Origin of the sequence: Enterobacter genomosp. S (genome assembly GCF_001631805.1) — a bacterium.
In the GTDB taxonomy this organism is placed as follows: Bacteria; Pseudomonadota; Gammaproteobacteria; order Enterobacterales; family Enterobacteriaceae; genus Enterobacter; species Enterobacter quasihormaechei.
In genome coordinates this window covers 315,239-332,238 of the sequence record NZ_LVVA01000018.1, presented here as the reverse complement: position 1 = coordinate 332,238, position 17,000 = coordinate 315,239, and the positions used below count along the sequence as shown (strand labels likewise).

Below are 17,000 nucleotides of genomic sequence, written 5' to 3'. Positions count from 1 at the left end.
ATTATGCAGGTAAGTTTAAAAAACGCCTCCATTACGACCTCCTCCCCGGCGACGGCCGGGCGAGGTAATATTGATGCACCGCAGACGGTCAGCCGCGTTCTGCCCGCGGCCGCACCGCAATCACGAAGCTCATTTCCTGAATCTGCGCTGCTCTCGCGTCGGCCTATGCGCTATAACGTGCAGCTTAACCAGCAGATCACTTCCGTTCAGCAGGCCGATAGCTATCTGGCCCAGACCGAGGCGCAATTGCTTAAGCTTCGCCAGTCGGTCGCCCGTGGCGGTGATAGCGGCGCGCAGGCTGCGGCGCTGCAAAAACATCTTTCGCGACGAACGCAGCTCTCTGGCGGGACAGTTGATCGCCAGCTACGGGCTTCGCTTGAGCAGAAAAGCACGGTGGAATTCACGCTGCCGGGGAGTGAAAAACTTCTGAGCGACCCGGCTGGCGAAACGCTTGTCTTTTCGCTCGGGGGGCGCCAAAGGGAGATGGTTGCAATAGCGCTGCCGGAAGAGGCGACGCCACGTCAGACGCTGACGAAACTGAACGTCGGGCTGGGGCGTCTGGGGATCCATGCCTCTCAAACGCAAGGCGGACAGCTGTTATTTAGCGTGGATGAAAGCCGCTGGGAGCGGGTGAGTCAGCAGCTTAGCGTTCGCGGCGAAAATCACCACTATCCGGCGGATGCCTTCACGCTACTGGCGCCCCAGGCAGAAAGCGCAAGCAGTGACGAACTTCTTGAAATTGCCGCGCGACGTGAACGGGAAGGTCAAATGAAGCTCCAGCACAGCCTGGATCACGTCACGACCCAGCGCAGCAAGCTGCGGCACCATCAGGAGCGCGTCAGCTCGCGAATCGGTGAAATGGCGACGGCGTATGATACCCGACAGGCGCTTGAGGCATCGCGTCATCTGGGAGAGGTGCTGGCCCGCAACAGCTATGGCGTGCTGTCGCAGGCATTGGGCGCACAGGCTAACGTGCATTTGGCAACGGTAAAAAATTTGCTGGGACAACGGTAAGCGGAGGCCCGCTTACCGGGGGAGCGGATGAAGGAATATCGCTCCGTTTTGTCCCACAACGATGGGGCGCTCTTTGGCTGATACCGACTCCATCCAGTAGTAACCTGAATTCATTAACTGATCGGCAAGGCCATCAATCATCAACTTGCTCTGGCGTGCGCCATAGAAGATGGGCGTCATTGTGAAGTAGATTCGGCCGTGAATCTCCTTCGTCGGCGTCAGCTTACCTTTCATCATGATACGGTTATCGTCCGGGCTGGTGATGCTCATCAGCAGCACATTACGGGTCGTCTGCAAATTGACGTTGTAGACCTCCTTACTCTGAGACATCAAATCATACATGCCCAGGTCAAAGTTAGCCGACACGTCACGGTTCCCGGCGGGCGAGTTGGGCATAAGCAGCTTGAATGCCAACACGATCAGCACCAACAGAGACGTTATTGAGATAATCAGATAGTTAATTCGTTTTGCATGTTGCCATTTCATTCAACTTTCTCCTGGTTTCGCGCAGGATCAGATCGTTCAGCCTTACGGGATCGACACGCCAGTGGTAAATGACCATCGCCAGCTGTTTTTGATCGCACCCGTTCGTGAGCACGAAGCTGTAATTTAGCGTGGGGGTGTTGCCGTAAAAAAAGACCTCCATCGTGGCGGATTTCATTTTTATCTGCTGATTGAGGGTATACAGCGAATCCTTGAGCTTGTTGTAGAGGTTGGCCGACATATAGGCGGGCTCAACCCTGGACTCCACGGAAAAGATCCGAATGTTGCTATAGATGCCCTGGTGAAGTTCACGTGCATTCAGACGCTCGCCAAAGCTGCCAGCAAAATACCCGCTAACCAAAAGCGTGATACAGGCCGTGAACAGAATGACCAGCATAAATGAGAACAGACGGCGATGACCCTTTTTAGGTTCAATGACCCGCAGCCGCGTCTCATTCGGCACCTTATCTTCATTGGCTTCCTGCGCCACAGGGAGCAGAGCACGCTGCCCGGCCGCACTTTCCTCCTGTCCGTCGAGAAGCTCTTCCGGTTGGCTTACCTCCTCTTCATCTTTTTCAACCGTGCAACAATATTCAGCTTCAAGCAGGTAGCCTCGCCGTGGGATGGTTTTGATGATGCGTTGATTTTTACCATCATCTTCCAGCGCGGTGCGCAGCGCGTGAATGGCATTCGGCAAACTGTTATTACCGATCACGCGCCTTTCCCATACCAGCGTGGTCAGCTCCTCACGAGTAAATATTTTTCCCGCGTTCTGCGACAGTATATCCAGTAGCTTGAGTTGATATTCACCCAGGCGTTTACGTTCTCCGCTAGCTAAATGGAGAATCGAGCCTGAAGCAACATCAATCAGCCAGTTGTTTACGGAACAATAGCGTTTATTCATGTATGCGTTATGGATTCCACCATTCCAGGAATAAGAGTAACAAATCGGCAAATAGCCGGTCGCAATCCGTTATGAACAGATTGTTCTATCAACTCCATTTAGGATTCTTAATGAATGCCGCGTACCTGCGGTGAACCACGTCAGAGGATGTTATGCGCTTCCATATGATCTGTAAAAATTATGCTAACAGAAGATTTTCTCTTCCAATATACAGGGCACAAGGAAGGAATAATTTTTTCCGCGCCTATTTTTACGTGATCCAAACGCTTCACGCAACTCAAATTTAGGAAAAGTCTGCATGATTATTAGGGTTCGTAACCGCAACGTTAACAGAAATTATTAAATATTCCTAATGTTAATAATATGGTTATAGAGTGAATACATGGTATTAATAATGTGGTGTGTTTGTTCTGGCTCAAAGTTGAATAATTTTCGTTTAAAAAATAAAACTCAGCGTTTAATTTTAGGCGCGGTTGTGTCGCTTTATTTGCGTCTTCTTATAATTCCGCTAAAGAATAATGCGAAAAAGAACTATATAAATTAAGGTTGTTTATAGAATTATCATTATGTAAAAGCCGCTAAAAATAGATAAAGAAAATTAAAGCAGTTTAACGCGTGAGTCAGAGCGGCATGGAGAGGCGATTCCTGCCCCCAGCATTCCAAAAATAATATATATAAAACAATCTCTTAATTTACGAGGTGTTTAATTTTTGTTCGAACGAACGTCAGCGATTTAATGTTCATTTCACCTGTGTCGTCTTTAGTCAATACAACATCTGAACCACCTGAACGACAAAGGGAATATACATATGTCAATGTCTATCTTTACCAACGCCGCCTCCATGGCATCCACCAATGCAATGAACAATGCGAACAAGCTGTTGACCACCTCTATGGAGCGTCTGGGCACCGGTAAACGCATCAACTCCGCGGCGGACGATGCGGCAGGTCTGCAAATTGCGACCCGCTTGCAGGGCCAGTCCAACGGTATGACCGTTGCTCAGCGTAACATTGCTGACTCCACTGCGATGATGCAGACCGCGGAAGGGGCTTTTGATGAAGTAAGCAACATCATGTACCGCATGAAGGACCTCGCAACCCAGGCGGCGAACGACACGAACACCCAGAAAGACCGTGATGCCATCAATACCGAGCTGAACGACCTGAACGCCGAGCTGGGCAACATTATGAAAAATACCTCGTATGCGGGTGAGAAGCTGTTCGGCGCCTCCGGTAAGTTCGGTAAAGAGTTGAGCTTCCAGATCGGTTCTTCCGCCGATGAGACCATGAAGGTCGATCTGAGCGCTGAGCTGGGTGGTGCAGGCGGTGCGAGTGGTGCGAGCGGTGCGAGCACCGGCCTGATTGACGCCAGCGGCAATTTCAATGGCCTCAACGGGTCTGCATACATTAGCAGCACGAGCGGTGCGAGCGGTGCATCTACCAGCTCAATTGAAATTAAAGATGCTGCGGGTGCGAAAGCGCTGATGGAAGACCTGGAAAAAACCCTTGATGATGTGGGCAGCGTCCGCTCCAAAATGGGTGCAAGTATCAACCGTCTTAGCTATGCGGCTTCGAACCTCGCAAACATGCAGGACAATACGGATTTGGCATTAAGTAACGTCCGTGATGCGAACTACGCAACGGAAGCCTCCTCCATGACGCGTAACCAGCTGCTGTCGCAGACCAGTATGTCCATGCTGAAACAGTCCAACAGCATGTCCAGCATGGTGGTCTCTCTGCTGGGCTAATTCATCCCACATTAACGCAGTTAAAACACCGCTGTATGGCGGTGTTTTTGTATCCGCTTACCAGCCGGCTTCGTCTTCAAAGCGGAAAAGCGTATTCCTGGTTTTTTATAATTAATTGATTTTAAACGATTAAAAAGTTGGCACGCTAATTGCTAATTATTGGCAAGTCAATCACGGTTTGCGTGCCAGGAGAATGAAACATGTCTGATTTTGATCCCACTTATCTCGCTTCGCAGCTGGCAAGCCTTGATATTCTTCCGCTTCAGAACTCAATAACGAGCAAGACCAAAACGCTGGAGGCGCAGAAAGAAGCGCTCTCATCACTACGCTCGGCGATGACGACCTTCCGCAGTGCGATTACCGCCCTGAACTCCAGTAGCGCCAGCGTGCTCAAAAATTCCGCCACGCTGAACCAGGAAGGGATTGCGACCGTCACCGCCGACGCCAGCGCGCGTAAAGGGACATACAGCATCAACGTTAACCAGTTAGCGACCGCCCAGCAGAAAAGCTACGGTGGTCTGGACGATGAGGCCGTCAAGAATGCGACCGGTACGCTGAAAATCAATCTTAATGGTGAAAGCATTGAGATTGAGATGGACGATCTCGAAAACCTCGGCGATCTCGCCGATGCGATTAACGGCACGGATTTTCCAAGCGCGTCTAACTCAACGACCAGCGCCGAAGGGCAAAACGGCGTCACCGCCTCGCTGATGCGCATCGATGGCAAGGTCTCACTGATTCTCAATAGCGATCAGAGCGGTTCCAAATACGATATCCAGCTGGATACCAGCGGCATGACCAGCGGGCAGGACATTTTTGATAACGAAGAAATCATCACCAGTGGCCGGGACGCCAAATTCACTCTGGGCGATTCGCCTACGGAATACACCAGCAGCTCCAACACGCTGGACGATCTGGTTGACGGGGTCTCCATCAAGCTCACCAGTACAACCGAAAACAATAAGCCACTGATTATCACCATCGATACGGATACCGCTGAGACCAAAACGCAGGTCCAGACCTTTATCGATGCCTTTAACACGCTACAAAGCACCATTTCCGAACTGACGTCTACCAGCGGCAGTTCGCGCGGCGCCTTTGCGGGCGATGCCAGCATCACGTCTCTGACCAGCGAGCTGAGCGGGCTGCTGCGCGGCACATACGGCATGCAAAACATGACCAAATTCGGTATTTCCGCCGACAAAGACGGCAAGCTCACGCTCGATTCTGACGTTTTTGAAGAACAGCTCAAACGCGATCCGCAAACGCTCACCCAGTTCTTCAACGGCAACGACGGCTTAATCAAGACGATGGATAAAGCGCTGGATAAATATCTCAGCAGTTCCAGCGGCCTGCTTAAAGGGCGACAGGAGACACTCGATCGCGAACAGACCGAGATTGATACCAAAACCGAAAAGATGGAATCGCGCTATGAGTCTGCCTACAACCGCTATCTGAAGCAGTTTACGCAGTTGCAGTCATTGATGACGCAGATGAATAACACCATGGGTCTGTTTAGTTAATTCTGAAGGAATTTCGCTGCTATGTACGGTAACGAACAGGAAGGATACGGCCTTTATCAACAATCGGATCTGGCGCTCCAGGCCGCCGCCGCGAATCCGCATCAGCTGGTGTTGATGCTGTTCAACGGCCTGATGGACGAGCTTGTGCGCGCCAAAAGCCATATTGCGGCCCGCCGCTTTGAGCGTAAGGCGCAAAGCATCAATAAGTGCATCGACATTCTGAATGCGCTGACCAGTTCGCTGGATTATGAAAAAGGGGGCGAGCTGGCGCTGAGCCTGGCGAATCTATACGACTTCTGCGTGTATCGCCTGTATGACGCCAGCCACAAGCTCTCTATAGAAATCATTGAGGAGGTAGAAGTGATTCTGGGCAATATCCAGGAGGGCTGGGAAAAAATGGGCCAGGGAAAATGAGCACGCTTCACACCCTCCAGACGCTGGCAAAAGCGCTGCGTGACGCAACGGAAAACCATAACTGGCCCGCCGTCATGAACGTGGATGCCAGCATCGCTCAGTTCCTGACGGGGCTCGGGGATCGCCCCCTCTCGTCTCACGAGCGTCAGGCGCTGGATCACCTGAAAAAACTGCACCGGCAGGCGCGCGACTACTGCCAGGGACAAAGCGACATCCTGGCGGAAAAAATGGACCTTGCGTTACGTAACCGCGAGGGCGCGACGGCGTATGCGCTGTTTAGCGACGTGGAGGGGGGCTAATGGATATTCTCAATCTTTTTCAGGGCACCGTCATCGGTTCTGGCCTGCTTATGCAGGCCGAATCTACACCTCTGGCGGTCCTGGATCCTGAGGCGGGGCAGCCTACGGCGGACTTTAATGACGCGTTATCCAACGTGATCGGTACCTTACTGGCGGGACAGGGCGCGCCTGCCCCGACGATGCTGCCGGGCGAAGAGCGCCCCCTCTTGTCCGAGGAGGATGCTCCGCCCTCAGCCGAGTCACTGCTAAAGGATGATGCGCGTCAGCAGTTGCTTGAGACGCTGCTAATGTCGGGGCGAGCCGCTTCGCCGACCTTCACCGATAGCCCAGTTGGGCTGGCGGTAAGCGCGACGCCGCCTGCGTTGACGCTGGAAGTAAAGCCAAAGAGTGATGCCGCGCGCGCGCTGTCGGTCCTGCATACGTCACTGGCTTCACAAAGCGTTCCGCCTGCCTCAGCACCGACGCAGCAGCCGCTCACACCGCTAACACAGCCCGCACCGCGGGCAGCAGGCGTGGACGCTGTGCCAACCGCCACTGTTGCACATGTCGTTTCGCAACCGGCAGCTGCTGACCTGACGCAGGTGATGCCGGTCGCAATGTCAACGCCAGCGTCAGCATCCCCCTCTCCGGCACCGTCTGTCGGCGCGGCTGTGACCTCCACGCCATCCCTGCCCGCGACGACGCTGAAGATGGATCCTGAACCTTCACGCTGGAGCGAGCAACTTCAAAGCGCGCTGGGAGAGCGCCTTCAGGTACAGGTTAAGCAGCAAATTCAGCATGCCACTATCCGTCTCGATCCCCCGGATATGGGCAAAATCGACATCGCGATGCAAATCGATAGCGGACGTGTACAGGTACAAATCAACGCCAGTCATGCCGAGGTTTATCGTGCCTTACAGCAGACAAGCAACGAACTTCGGCAGAGCCTGACGGAGCAAAACTTTGTCCAGGTTAACGTCCAGGTCTCTTCCCAGTCCGGAGGACAACAGCAGGGAAGAGGACATTCATTTAACGGGCAGCAGGACACCATTATGGCAGGTGCAGAGATTGCTGCTCATTCCTCGGCCGGCGACGACGCTCGCCGCGATAACTCGGTCCTTCTGACGGTATAAGGCACAGAATACTATGAATGCAAAAACGCTTTCTTTCGGCATTATCATCGCCCTCGTGACCGCCATGCTGGCCGCCGGTATGACGGTGGTCGGCACGCATCTGCTTCGTCTGGATGAAACCACGGGTAAGAGCTTCCTGTCCGGGATGTTTTCCAGCCCTGAGAAAGGCGCCGTTGAGTTTGTGGAGATCAAAAATGTGGTCATCACGCTAAGAGGGACCGGGCACAAAGAACGCTATCTCTTACTTGAGCTCAATCTGGCGACCAGCGATGCGGAAAGTACGCGTAAAGCGCAGGAGATGATCCCTGCCGTTCGCGGCGCCACGGTAAGCCTGCTCTCAGACCTGGATTACGACGTGGTGCGTGCAATGAGCGTCGAACAACTGCATAAAAAACTACAGGACGCCTACGCAGCCCGTTTCAAGAGCCTGAAGATGAGCGTTCCTTTCGACGACGTCATCATCAGCAAAATGGTCTTCCAGTGAAAGCGGCACCGCAATGCAAATGATGGATTTTGTCGCGAACGAAACGCTGACCCCTGCGGATGAAGGGCGCTATCTCAGCGCCTATTTGCCGCTGGTCAAAAAGATTGTGAAACAGCTGTCGTACCAGACCAGCAGCGTGATGGGGCAGGAAGATATGGAGCAGATCGCGCTCATGGGCCTCTTAACTGCCCTGCGTCGTTATGGTCATCCTGACGAGCAATTTGCTGCCTATGCGGCACAGCGTATTCGCGGCGCGATACTGGATGAACTCCGCTCGCTTGACTGGCGTCCGCGGCGCCTGCGGCAAAAGACGCACAAACTCAATGACGATATCCGCGACGTGACGCGTCAACTCGGGCGTACGCCCACGTTTGAGGATATCAAACATCATCTCTCCATTTCGGCGGAAGAGTACCAGGAGTACCTGTTGCTGGATTGCGCCAAAACCATAGAGAGCCTGGATGAGCTGTTAGGCGATGATGTTCACACCGGCGCGCTGGATAGCCGCAAGCTGGAGGATGAAATCGTCGTAAGCCGGACGCTGCGCAGTGCGCTGGCGGCGCTGGATGAACGCGAACAGCTGATCCTGACGCTTTATTACCAGCATGAAATGAGCCTTAAAGAGATCGCTTTGGTCCTTGATTTAACGGAAGCCAGGGTCTGTCAGCTCAATAAAAAAATCGCCCAAAAAATTCAGTCTTTTTTCCAGAAGTGAAAGGTGTATGCAGAAACTCTTAGGTATTTTAATCATTATGGCCTGCGTTGTTGGCGGTTTTCTTATGTCTGGCGGCAAACTCACGGCGTTCTGGCAACCGGGTGAAATCATTATCATTCTTGGCGCGGGGCTGGGGGCGATGGTGCTGGCGAACCCGCCTGCGGTCATGGGGGAAATGTATCGCCAGTTCCGCGGCATCATGCGTAAGAATGAATATACCAATGAGTACCAGCGCCAGCTGCTCATGCTCTTATATGAACTGCTGGAGCTGGTGCAGGATGGTGGCCTGAAGGTACTGGACGAACATATTGAATCGCCCGAGAACAGCCCGCTGTTTCAGAAGTACCCGCTCATGCTTCATGACAACGCGCTGGTGACGTTCATCTCTGACAATTTCCGCCTGATGGCGATGGGCAAGATCAACGAGCACGAGCTGGAAGGCATCCTTGAGCAAGAGCTGGTCGCGATGGAGGAAAACTTGCTTCAGCCGTCCCGGTCGCTACAGCGTACGGCAGAAGCGATGCCCGGCTTCGGTATCTGTGCCGCGGTGCTTGGCATTATCATCACCATGCAGTCCATCGACGGCTCCATTGCGGTCATCGGCGTGAAGGTTGCCGCCGCGCTGGTCGGCACCTTCCTGGGCGTGTTTTTCTGCTACTGCCTGATGGATCCTGTCGCAAACGCCATGGAGCAGCGCACCAAAAAGCAGATTGCGGTGCTGGAGTGCGTCCGCACCGTGCTGGTCAACCATGTTGCCGGTAAACCGACGCTGCTGGCGGTGGATGCGGGCCGCAAAATGCTACCGATGGACACCAAACCCACCTTTGCCACACTCGACGGTTGGGTAAACCAGATGACTGGTGATGCTTGATGCGCGGTCGTAATAAAGAACATACCACCATCATTAAACGCTCGTCGCGCAAAAGCCATGATGCTTTTCATGGTGGGGCGTGGAAGGTGGCCTTTGCCGATTTTACCCTGGCGATGATGGCGCTATTCATGGTGCTTTGGATTATGGGGGCGGTAACAGAAGAAGAACGTAAAGAGATCGTCTCGCGGCTGAACGGCGAGTCGATATTTGAAGGCAGCTCCATCATTCAGATTTCCCAGGAAGAGTTCAACAGAGGCAGCCAGATCCCCCTCGTTCACCAGCATAACGGCAGCAGCGATGAGGATGATGATGACGATGACGAGGATAAGGATGAGGGCGCGGCCGCGGCCGTCGCGGAGGAACGCAAGGAACTTGAGGCGCTGGCGAAAAATGCGGATACGCTTGAAGACGTCAGCGTGCGCTCTCAAAACGAAATTGAGGAGCTGGCGCGCGTTATCATGAAAATCACCTCCGCCTATAACGCGCAGGCGAACCTCAAGATGGAAGTGGTGCCTCAGGGATTACGTATCCTGATAACCGACGATCGTAAACGCGAAATGTTCCAGCGCAGCAGCGCCATTCTGACGCCTTTTTTCAAACGTCTGCTGACCGAGTTTGCGCCTGAGCTTAACAAAATTGAAAACAAGATTGTGATCACAGGCCATACCGATGCAACCCGTTTTCGCGATCAGGAGCTGTACAACAACTGGGCGCTCTCTGGCGAACGTGCGATGCAGGCCCGTGCCGTGCTGACGCGCGGCGGCCTTGATCCGGAAAAAGTATTGCAGGTAAGCGGCATGGCTGACCAGGTGCTACTGGACCCGGACAACCCCCTGAGTTCCGAGAACCGACGAATTGAGATCATGGTGCTGACCCATTCGGCCAGCGATTCGCTGTATCAGTTCTTCGGGCACCAGGGCGAGAAAGTTATTAAGCCATTGGCAGATAAGCTTAACCATCGTCAGTAACGTCCAGACTATCGCTGTGAAACGTTTTCCTCTCTTCCTCACTTTCGTACCTGTACGGACTGATTGCGTCCGTCTGGTGCGCTTTTTATTCGTGATGGTCATTCTGGCCGGTTCGATATCCCTGGCCGAGGCGCAGCCGCTGTCGTTATCCGCATCGCCAGTTTCCGCCGAGGCTCAGAAGCGTAAGGCAAACCGTGACCGGCTTTTCGCGGAAGCGAAAAAGCGCGAAAACCGGCTGCCGCCCACGCCCGGACAGATAGCCCGCGAGCGTGAGAGGAAACGGGCGGAGCGAGCGAGCAACCGAAAGACGTTGGCTATGCACGTACGCTGGTCGCCCGGTGCGCTTGGAAGCTCAGAAAAAATAATGGAAAAGGCGCGGGATCCGCGCCGCATAAGAGAGAGCCAGACGAAGTTACGCACCGTTATCCACCGTCTGGAAAGTCAGCTTGGAAAACCCTATCAGTGGGGCGGGGCAAGCCCGCACGAAGGTTTCGACTGTAGTGGCCTGGTATTTTACGCCTTCAACCATGTTCTGGAGCAAAAGCTGCCGCGTACGGCGAACAGCATGTTCAAGGACAACCGCTTAAAGCCGGTGCGACAGCCGCATCTGAAGAAGGGCGATCTGGTCTTTTTCAATATCAACCAGCGGCCGGGGGCCGATCACGTTGGCGTTTATCTCGGCGAGGGACAGTTTATCGAAGCCCCGCGAACCGGGCTCACTATACGTATAAGTCAACTCACCGATGACTTCTGGCAAAAACGTTATTTAGGTGCACGACGCGTCCTGTAAGGCCGTGCGGAAAGCCCACTTACATACCTGAAATGAGACTTTAATAATGACTGCAAAACGGATGAAATTCGCCATTGATGATGGCTCTACTAACGTCAAAATCAGCTGGATCCAGGACGGCATTCTGAAGACGGTGGTATCACCAAACTCTTTCCGCAAAGACTGGAAAAGCGCTGCGCTACTGCGCGGACAGTCGGTTTACAATTACACCATTGGGACGACGAAATATACGTACGACGCGACATCCGACAAGGCGCTGTCGACCACGCATATCGACTATCAGTATGACGATCTCAACCTCTTGGCCGTTCACCACGCCCTGCTGCAAACGGGTATAGCACCATGCGAGGTTGAAATCATCGTGACTTTGCCTATCACGCAGTACTACAACCCAGATGACTGCCAGCGCAACGAAAGCCGCATTGACGCAAAACGGCGCAATCTGATGCGGGATATCTCACTGAATAAAGGCGAATTATTCCGCATCGTCGATGTTCAGGTGATGCCGGAAAGTTTACCTGCGGCGCTTTCTCACCTCCTTAACTCGCGGGTCAATGAATTCACCAAATCACTGGTGATTGACTGCGGCGGCACCACGCTGGATATGGGCGTTATTGTTGGTGAGTTTGATGATGTTTCTGCGATTTACGGTAACAACGAAATTGGCGTGGCCATGGTGACTGACGCGACGCGTAAGCTCTTAGCCGCCGCCGATAGCGACTCCAGCTACCTTGTTGCTAACGAGCTTATCAAACGTCGCCATGATATGGATTTCGTGAAAAGCGTCATTAACGATGAATCCCGCATTCCAGATATCCTGGAACGAATTGAAATCAAAATTCAGGAGCTGGGGGATCAGGTGGCTTACGAAGCGAAGAAGTTCTCCAAAAACCCGAATCGCGTTTATCTGGTTGGCGGGGGCGCACATCTGGTTGAAAAGGCCGTTCGTGAAACCTATGCCACGCTGGGGGAGCGCGTGATCGCCATCGATAACCCTCAGAGCGCACTGTCGCGGGAAATTTGCCTCTATCACGCCGATTCGGAGGTAGAGGAGGTCGCCCTGCCGCATATGGCAGAGGTGGGTGACGATGAGTAACGGGCCAATTCGGCGGGTAAATTTTACTCTTCATTTGTCGCCTGAACATTCGCGCGCGGACATGCGCGCGATGCTACAGCTTAAAAAATGGCACGAGGCCATTAAGCTTCAGGGAAGCAATCCTGAAGATACCCAGATGGAAATGCGTCGTTTCCACCGCAACGTTTACCTGGCCGGCCTTCAGTTGCAGCTCCTGAACCCACTACTTTGCAGCCATATCGCGGAATCCCTTGGCCGCGAAGGGCTCACCCTGGATACCCTGTGTCAGGAGCTTTCCAGCGCCGATCTGCTTCCTGCCCACGGGTCTGCTCCTGTGGAGACAGACCCGGCAAAAGCAAACGCGGAGTTCAGCAAACAGCAGTTGCGTCAACTGCGCGCGCTCATGTCCGACGCGCTGCAACGGCAACCGCCAGCCGCGCTGGATGAGGCGTCGCGTGAAGAGTTGACGCAGCTTCGCAGTGAGGTCGTTTACCTGAAAACACTGCTGGACCAGCAAACACGGCTGTTGCGGAAGCTAAGCTCGGGGGGCGCTGGCAGCGTCCAACCCACTGAAAGCGTAAAAAACGGACAGACGGAAGAGATTGCACTGAGCAGCCTGAACGCACCGGCGCAGAAGATGAAGGCCATTCGGCAAAAAGGCGTTTTCTGACCGGTTTGCGCCCGTGTCATCTTTTCGTACGCCCGCGATCGAACCTTACGGCATTTAAGTTCTTACCGTCTGCGGCCGCTTTGATTAAAAAATTTAATTCTGCGAGGTCGATATGGAAAAAAGTACCGATTACGTCGTGCGCTGTGTAGAAGATGCAAAATTTGATGTCGGCATTGATTTTGTTATTCAGCCCATCTTTGATTTATCTCGCTTTGTTTGTATTGGTGGCGAAGTACTGGTGCGTGGCACCCATCGTCGTAACGTTGTTCCGCCGGCTGAATTTATCCAGCTTCTGGAACAAAACGGCACTATCGTGGAGATGGGGTATTACGTTCTGGAAAAGGCCCTGTCGTTTATGGCCAAAAAGCACAGGGAGACAGACACCTCTTATCTTTATACTTTTAATATCTCTTCCGTTCAGATCAATACGCCCGACTTTGGCCGCAGGACGATGAGCATTGTGGAAAAACAGACAGTTCCAGCACTTCAGCTCGTCTGTGAAATTACGCATGGCGAAGAGCCTCTTTCGGATATTGCAAGACAGAATCTTGAAACGCTAAAGACAGGAGGCCTTCATATTGCCTGGGATGGAATAGGCACGCTGGATGCGCTTAATACACGCCTGGCAGAATGGAGCCCCGACTATATTAAGCTCGATCGCGCCTGCCTGGCACGGGGGAACGAGGCGTCTACTAAAGAGATTTTGCAGGCAATAGGCCAGCACGATACCGACGTTATTCTTGAAGGTGTCGAGAATTACACTCAGTTATCCAGCATGTTAAGGCTGGGCGTAAAATACGGGCAGGGATATCTGTTCTCACGACCGCTGAGTAAAGAGCGTTTTATTAATGAATATATGCAAAAACAAAAAGAGCGTGTAACAGGCGCTTCACGTTAAACGGATCGTTTCCCCGGACAGACGGAACAACATGAACACAATTAACATGGGCAAAGCCCAACGCAGAAGATATTTTCTTCTCGCGTTATTTTCTTTGTCGTCAATGGCTCTGGCGACCTTGTTAACTTTCTTCGTTGCGCAGCGCCAGCTGGAGGCGCAAATTATCCAGCAGACGGTACCGATTCAAAATGCTGTTGAAAGTTTACTCGCCGAAGCGCAGAACGTTGCCCGAAAGGCCGATCAGTGGATAAATAAGAAGTGCGATGCGCGGCTTCAGAACCAGCTCAATACGCTAACGGCCCACGAAATGCGAATGCTGGTGGTTAACCTGCTGAATAAAGACCGAATATATTGCTCCTCGCTTCTTGATAACATTGGTCATCGGGTGAACCTCAGCAGCTTTGGTACGGACGGCATCAAAATTGATAATACAATGGCTTCGGTGGGTATTCCCGTTTTGTCGTTATACCAGCGTTTGCCGGGAGGGGGAGTGATCGTCTCCGCCGATCTCCGTTATCTCTGGGGGATCATGGGAAATGCCAATCTCGATCGGCGATTCGTTTTACAGATTAACGATAATCTTCTGACCAAACAGGGCATTTTAAAAGGGCAAGAGGCGGAAAGGGTCCTGTCGGACTATACACGGCACGAGGCCTCCGATTTTTATACCCTCTCCTGGCGTTTACCTGACAGGCACGAGGTCTGGCAGGAGATCGGCCAGTCCTGGATCTATCTCTTTCTGATTATTGCTCCGTCTTTCTTGCTTACGCTGTTGGCCTGGATGGTCATGTCACGCCGTCGTTCACTTGAACAGCATCTGGCTACCGCAATCATTAACGATCATATTAAACCGCACTATCAGCCTATTATTTCCGCCAGCGATAATCGCGCCATCGGCGCGGAGATCCTGGCTCGCTGGGAACACCATGACCTCGGGTTTGTCAGGCCAGATATTTTTATTCCCCTGGCGGAAAAAAATCATCTTATTGGCTTGATGACCGAAAATTTGCTTAATCGGGTGCTGGCTGACTGTCGTCAGGCGGGAAATATCTGGCCGCAAGGCTTCATTTTTAATGTCAATATCAGCCATTCTCATCTGTCGCTTGACAGCTTTGGCGCATTTACCACCTGTTTTGCACAACGTTTTCGCGAGATGGGATTACGGCTGGTTTTTGAATTTACGGAAAATGAACAAATTGAGATGAATGACGATCTTCTGAACAAGATTAAGTTTATTCGTGAAAAGGGCGTATCGATTTCGCTGGACGACTTTGGCACCGGTTTTTCGAATCTGTCATGGATAAGCACGCTTAACCCGGACAGCATCAAGATAGACCGTATGTTTATCAATCAAATTTCACCCGCCGCTTCAACGCCGTTAATCAACTGCGTGATTGCCATGGCGAAGCAAATGGGCATTAAAACGGTGGCCGAAGGGGTGGAATACGATTATCAGGTTAGCTGGCTGCTGGAGAATAATATCGACTTTTTCCAGGGGTATTATTATTCAAAGCCGCTTCCCTTCAGTGCCTTCGTGGAGTATTGCTGCGATCGTGACGCGGCCGCTCATGCCTGAATGAGGCGAGGAAAATACGCGTAAAAAAAAGCCCGCGTGAAACCACGCGGGCTTTTTTATTCACTTGGCCAGGTTACCAGGTAAGGTTCGGTTCCAACCCGGCCTCGCAGATGATTCTGTTTTTACCGCTACGCTTTGCCTGGTAAAGCAGCGCATCTGCGGTAGCCAGCATCAGCTGAACATCTTCTTCCCTGCACTGGCAGAACCCGGCGCTGAATGTGACCTGCTCAGGGCCATTGTCCCATTTATAGTGCTCGACCGCTTTACGCAGTGTTTCCAGAGCATGCAGGGCGACAGCGGGCGCAACGTCCCGGAATACTACCGCCAGCTCCTCGCCGCCGTAGCGGAAGAGATACATTCCCTGATGGTGAAACGCCAGCATTGCCATGGAGGCCATCCGCTTTAGCACCTCGTCGCCGACCGGGTGTCCCCAGATATCGTTTATCGCTTTGAAATTATCAATATCAATTATCGCCAGATAGAGATGTTTATCCTGGCTGCTTTCCTGTAGCAGCTTGTCAAACGCCCGTCTGTTGTACAGGCCGGTTAAACCGTCCTGAATCGATTCCTTCCTGAGTTTATTACGTCTCTCAGAGAGATGATTCAGCGCCGATGGCAGGCTGACATGCCCTGTGTCGTCGCCGTTTTGCACCAGCTGGCCGGTAAAATGTTTTTCAATACGATTGGCATTTGCACGCATGCGGATCCAGCACAGCTGGAGCATGAGCAGCGAGAATACCGCCGCGTACAGTACCGCGCTGCTTTCGTCGTTGATCATCCCATTGAGAATGCTTTTCGGAACTTCATAAATAATGTACCAGTTGGGATGCGTCAGGGAGACGTAGTAATAGGCTGCCTCAACGTTTTCATAGAATCCCACTTCGCCGTTGAGATCGGTTTGGCTGGGCATGACCGCAGGCGGCGTGCCGGCAATAAACGTCCCGTCATGCGCCACCAGTGACAGTTTACCCCTGGAAGGGCCCACTGAAACTTTCAGCAGGTCCGTCAATACCTGAGGATTTATCGAGAGGGATACGACCCCTTCCTGTTTGGTATTTTTATAAAAGATCGGTAAAGAGATACTAATCCACGGCTGATGATTAAAAATATCACGATAGGGGAGGGTAAATTCCGGTCGTAAACCGTAGGTTGCCCTGCGGATGAACCAGGGGCGCTCGCGTGGATCAAAGCTAACATCGAGCTTTCTGGAAAACGTTTGGGGCAGCAGCAGGTAGTGTCCCTCCATGTCGCTCACGGTCAATGCGCCGATGTGTGGGAGCATCTGAAAGGTATTGAGCATTTTAGTCTCATTCTTCCCACTAATGATGGTCGCTAAGGATTCATTCGCACCGATGGTTTCCACGATAAATTTTGTCTCTTCTTCATATCCGGTTAACCGCTGGAGTACATAGTTGCGCATGTTGCTAATATAATCATCGTTCATCTGATGGTATGA

At 52.5% G+C, this 17,000-nt stretch carries 18 protein-coding genes; 15 read left to right on the top strand and 3 right to left on the bottom strand.

Annotated elements, in window-relative coordinates:
- The first annotated feature begins 3 nt into the window (after positions 1-3).
- Positions 4-1,014: a hypothetical protein gene (locus A3466_RS12485; RefSeq protein WP_063450807.1), complete on the top strand. Its 1,011-nt coding sequence runs from the start codon at positions 4-6 to the stop codon at positions 1,012-1,014.
- 12 nt (positions 1,015-1,026) lie between these two features.
- On the opposite strand, the gene A3466_RS12480 is transcribed toward A3466_RS12485, so the two are convergent.
- Positions 1,027-1,500: a hypothetical protein gene (locus A3466_RS12480; RefSeq protein WP_063450806.1), complete on the bottom strand. Its 474-nt coding sequence runs from the start codon at positions 1,498-1,500 to the stop codon at positions 1,027-1,029.
- On the bottom strand, positions 1,472-2,401 hold the full coding sequence (locus A3466_RS12475; protein WP_063450805.1) for a transcriptional regulator: 930 nt from the start codon (positions 2,399-2,401) through the stop codon (positions 1,472-1,474). The genes A3466_RS12480 and A3466_RS12475 overlap by 29 nt, the downstream gene beginning before the upstream one ends.
- A gap of 809 nt (positions 2,402-3,210) precedes the next feature.
- On the opposite strand from A3466_RS12475, the gene A3466_RS12470 reads away from it, so the two are divergent.
- The 14 genes from A3466_RS12470 to A3466_RS12405 all read left to right on the top strand — a co-directional run bounded on the left by A3466_RS12470 (position 3,211) and on the right by A3466_RS12405 (position 15,544).
- The gene (locus tag A3466_RS12470; RefSeq protein WP_063450804.1) at positions 3,211-4,149 is read left to right on the top strand and encodes a flagellin; all 939 of its coding nucleotides are present in this window, start codon (positions 3,211-3,213) and stop codon (positions 4,147-4,149) included.
- 200 nt (positions 4,150-4,349) lie between these two features.
- Positions 4,350-5,672 (top strand): flagellar filament capping protein FliD, encoded by a 1,323-nt coding sequence (gene fliD, locus A3466_RS12465; RefSeq protein ID WP_063450803.1) that lies wholly within the window; start codon positions 4,350-4,352, stop codon positions 5,670-5,672.
- A gap of 21 nt (positions 5,673-5,693) precedes the next feature.
- Positions 5,694-6,086, top strand: coding sequence for a flagellar export chaperone FliS (fliS, locus tag A3466_RS12460; protein ID WP_063450802.1), 393 nt, complete (start codon positions 5,694-5,696; stop codon positions 6,084-6,086).
- Complete coding sequence (locus A3466_RS12455; RefSeq protein ID WP_063450801.1) at positions 6,083-6,385, top strand: hypothetical protein; 303 nt, start codon at positions 6,083-6,085, stop codon at positions 6,383-6,385. Before fliS ends, A3466_RS12455 begins: the two co-directional genes overlap by 4 nt.
- Positions 6,385-7,497 carry a flagellar hook-length control protein FliK gene (locus tag A3466_RS22870; protein WP_082830936.1) on the top strand — a complete coding sequence of 371 codons (1,113 nt, stop codon included), beginning with the start codon at positions 6,385-6,387 and terminating at the stop codon, positions 7,495-7,497. The genes A3466_RS12455 and A3466_RS22870 overlap by 1 nt, the downstream gene beginning before the upstream one ends.
- Positions 7,498-7,510: 13 nt before the next feature.
- Positions 7,511-7,981 (top strand): flagellar basal body-associated FliL family protein, encoded by a 471-nt coding sequence (locus tag A3466_RS12445; RefSeq protein WP_063450800.1) that lies wholly within the window; start codon positions 7,511-7,513, stop codon positions 7,979-7,981.
- A gap of 13 nt (positions 7,982-7,994) precedes the next feature.
- Positions 7,995-8,696, top strand: a complete 702-nt coding sequence (locus A3466_RS12440; RefSeq protein ID WP_063450799.1) for a FliA/WhiG family RNA polymerase sigma factor — start codon at positions 7,995-7,997, stop codon at positions 8,694-8,696.
- Between the two features lie 7 nt (positions 8,697-8,703).
- Positions 8,704-9,567 (top strand): flagellar motor stator protein MotA, encoded by an 864-nt coding sequence (motA, locus tag A3466_RS12435; protein ID WP_063450798.1) that lies wholly within the window; start codon positions 8,704-8,706, stop codon positions 9,565-9,567.
- A complete protein-coding gene (gene lafU / locus A3466_RS12430) occupies positions 9,567-10,535 on the top strand; it encodes a putative lateral flagellar export/assembly protein LafU (protein ID WP_063450797.1) in 969 nt (322 codons plus the stop codon). The genes motA and lafU overlap by 1 nt, the downstream gene beginning before the upstream one ends.
- 16 nt (positions 10,536-10,551) lie before the next feature.
- On the top strand, positions 10,552-11,325 hold the full coding sequence (locus tag A3466_RS12425; protein ID WP_239005671.1) for a C40 family peptidase: 774 nt from the start codon (positions 10,552-10,554) through the stop codon (positions 11,323-11,325).
- A gap of 46 nt (positions 11,326-11,371) precedes the next feature.
- Complete coding sequence (gene parM, locus A3466_RS12420; RefSeq protein WP_063450795.1) at positions 11,372-12,421, top strand: plasmid segregation protein ParM domain-containing protein; 1,050 nt, start codon at positions 11,372-11,374, stop codon at positions 12,419-12,421.
- Positions 12,414-13,070: a hypothetical protein gene (locus tag A3466_RS12415; RefSeq protein ID WP_131797716.1), complete on the top strand. Its 657-nt coding sequence runs from the start codon at positions 12,414-12,416 to the stop codon at positions 13,068-13,070. The genes parM and A3466_RS12415 overlap by 8 nt, the downstream gene beginning before the upstream one ends.
- 112 nt (positions 13,071-13,182) lie before the next feature.
- Positions 13,183-13,968: an EAL domain-containing protein gene (locus A3466_RS12410; protein ID WP_063450793.1), complete on the top strand. Its 786-nt coding sequence runs from the start codon at positions 13,183-13,185 to the stop codon at positions 13,966-13,968.
- 31 nt (positions 13,969-13,999) lie between these two features.
- A complete protein-coding gene (locus A3466_RS12405; protein ID WP_082830935.1) occupies positions 14,000-15,544 on the top strand; it encodes an EAL domain-containing protein in 1,545 nt (514 codons plus the stop codon).
- A 73-nt stretch (positions 15,545-15,617) separates the two neighbouring features.
- Here A3466_RS12405 and A3466_RS12400 read toward each other — a convergent pair whose 3' ends face one another.
- Positions 15,618-16,964, bottom strand: a complete 1,347-nt coding sequence (locus A3466_RS12400; RefSeq protein ID WP_165602754.1) for a sensor domain-containing diguanylate cyclase — start codon at positions 16,962-16,964, stop codon at positions 15,618-15,620.
- Positions 16,965-17,000: the final 36 nt, after the last annotated feature.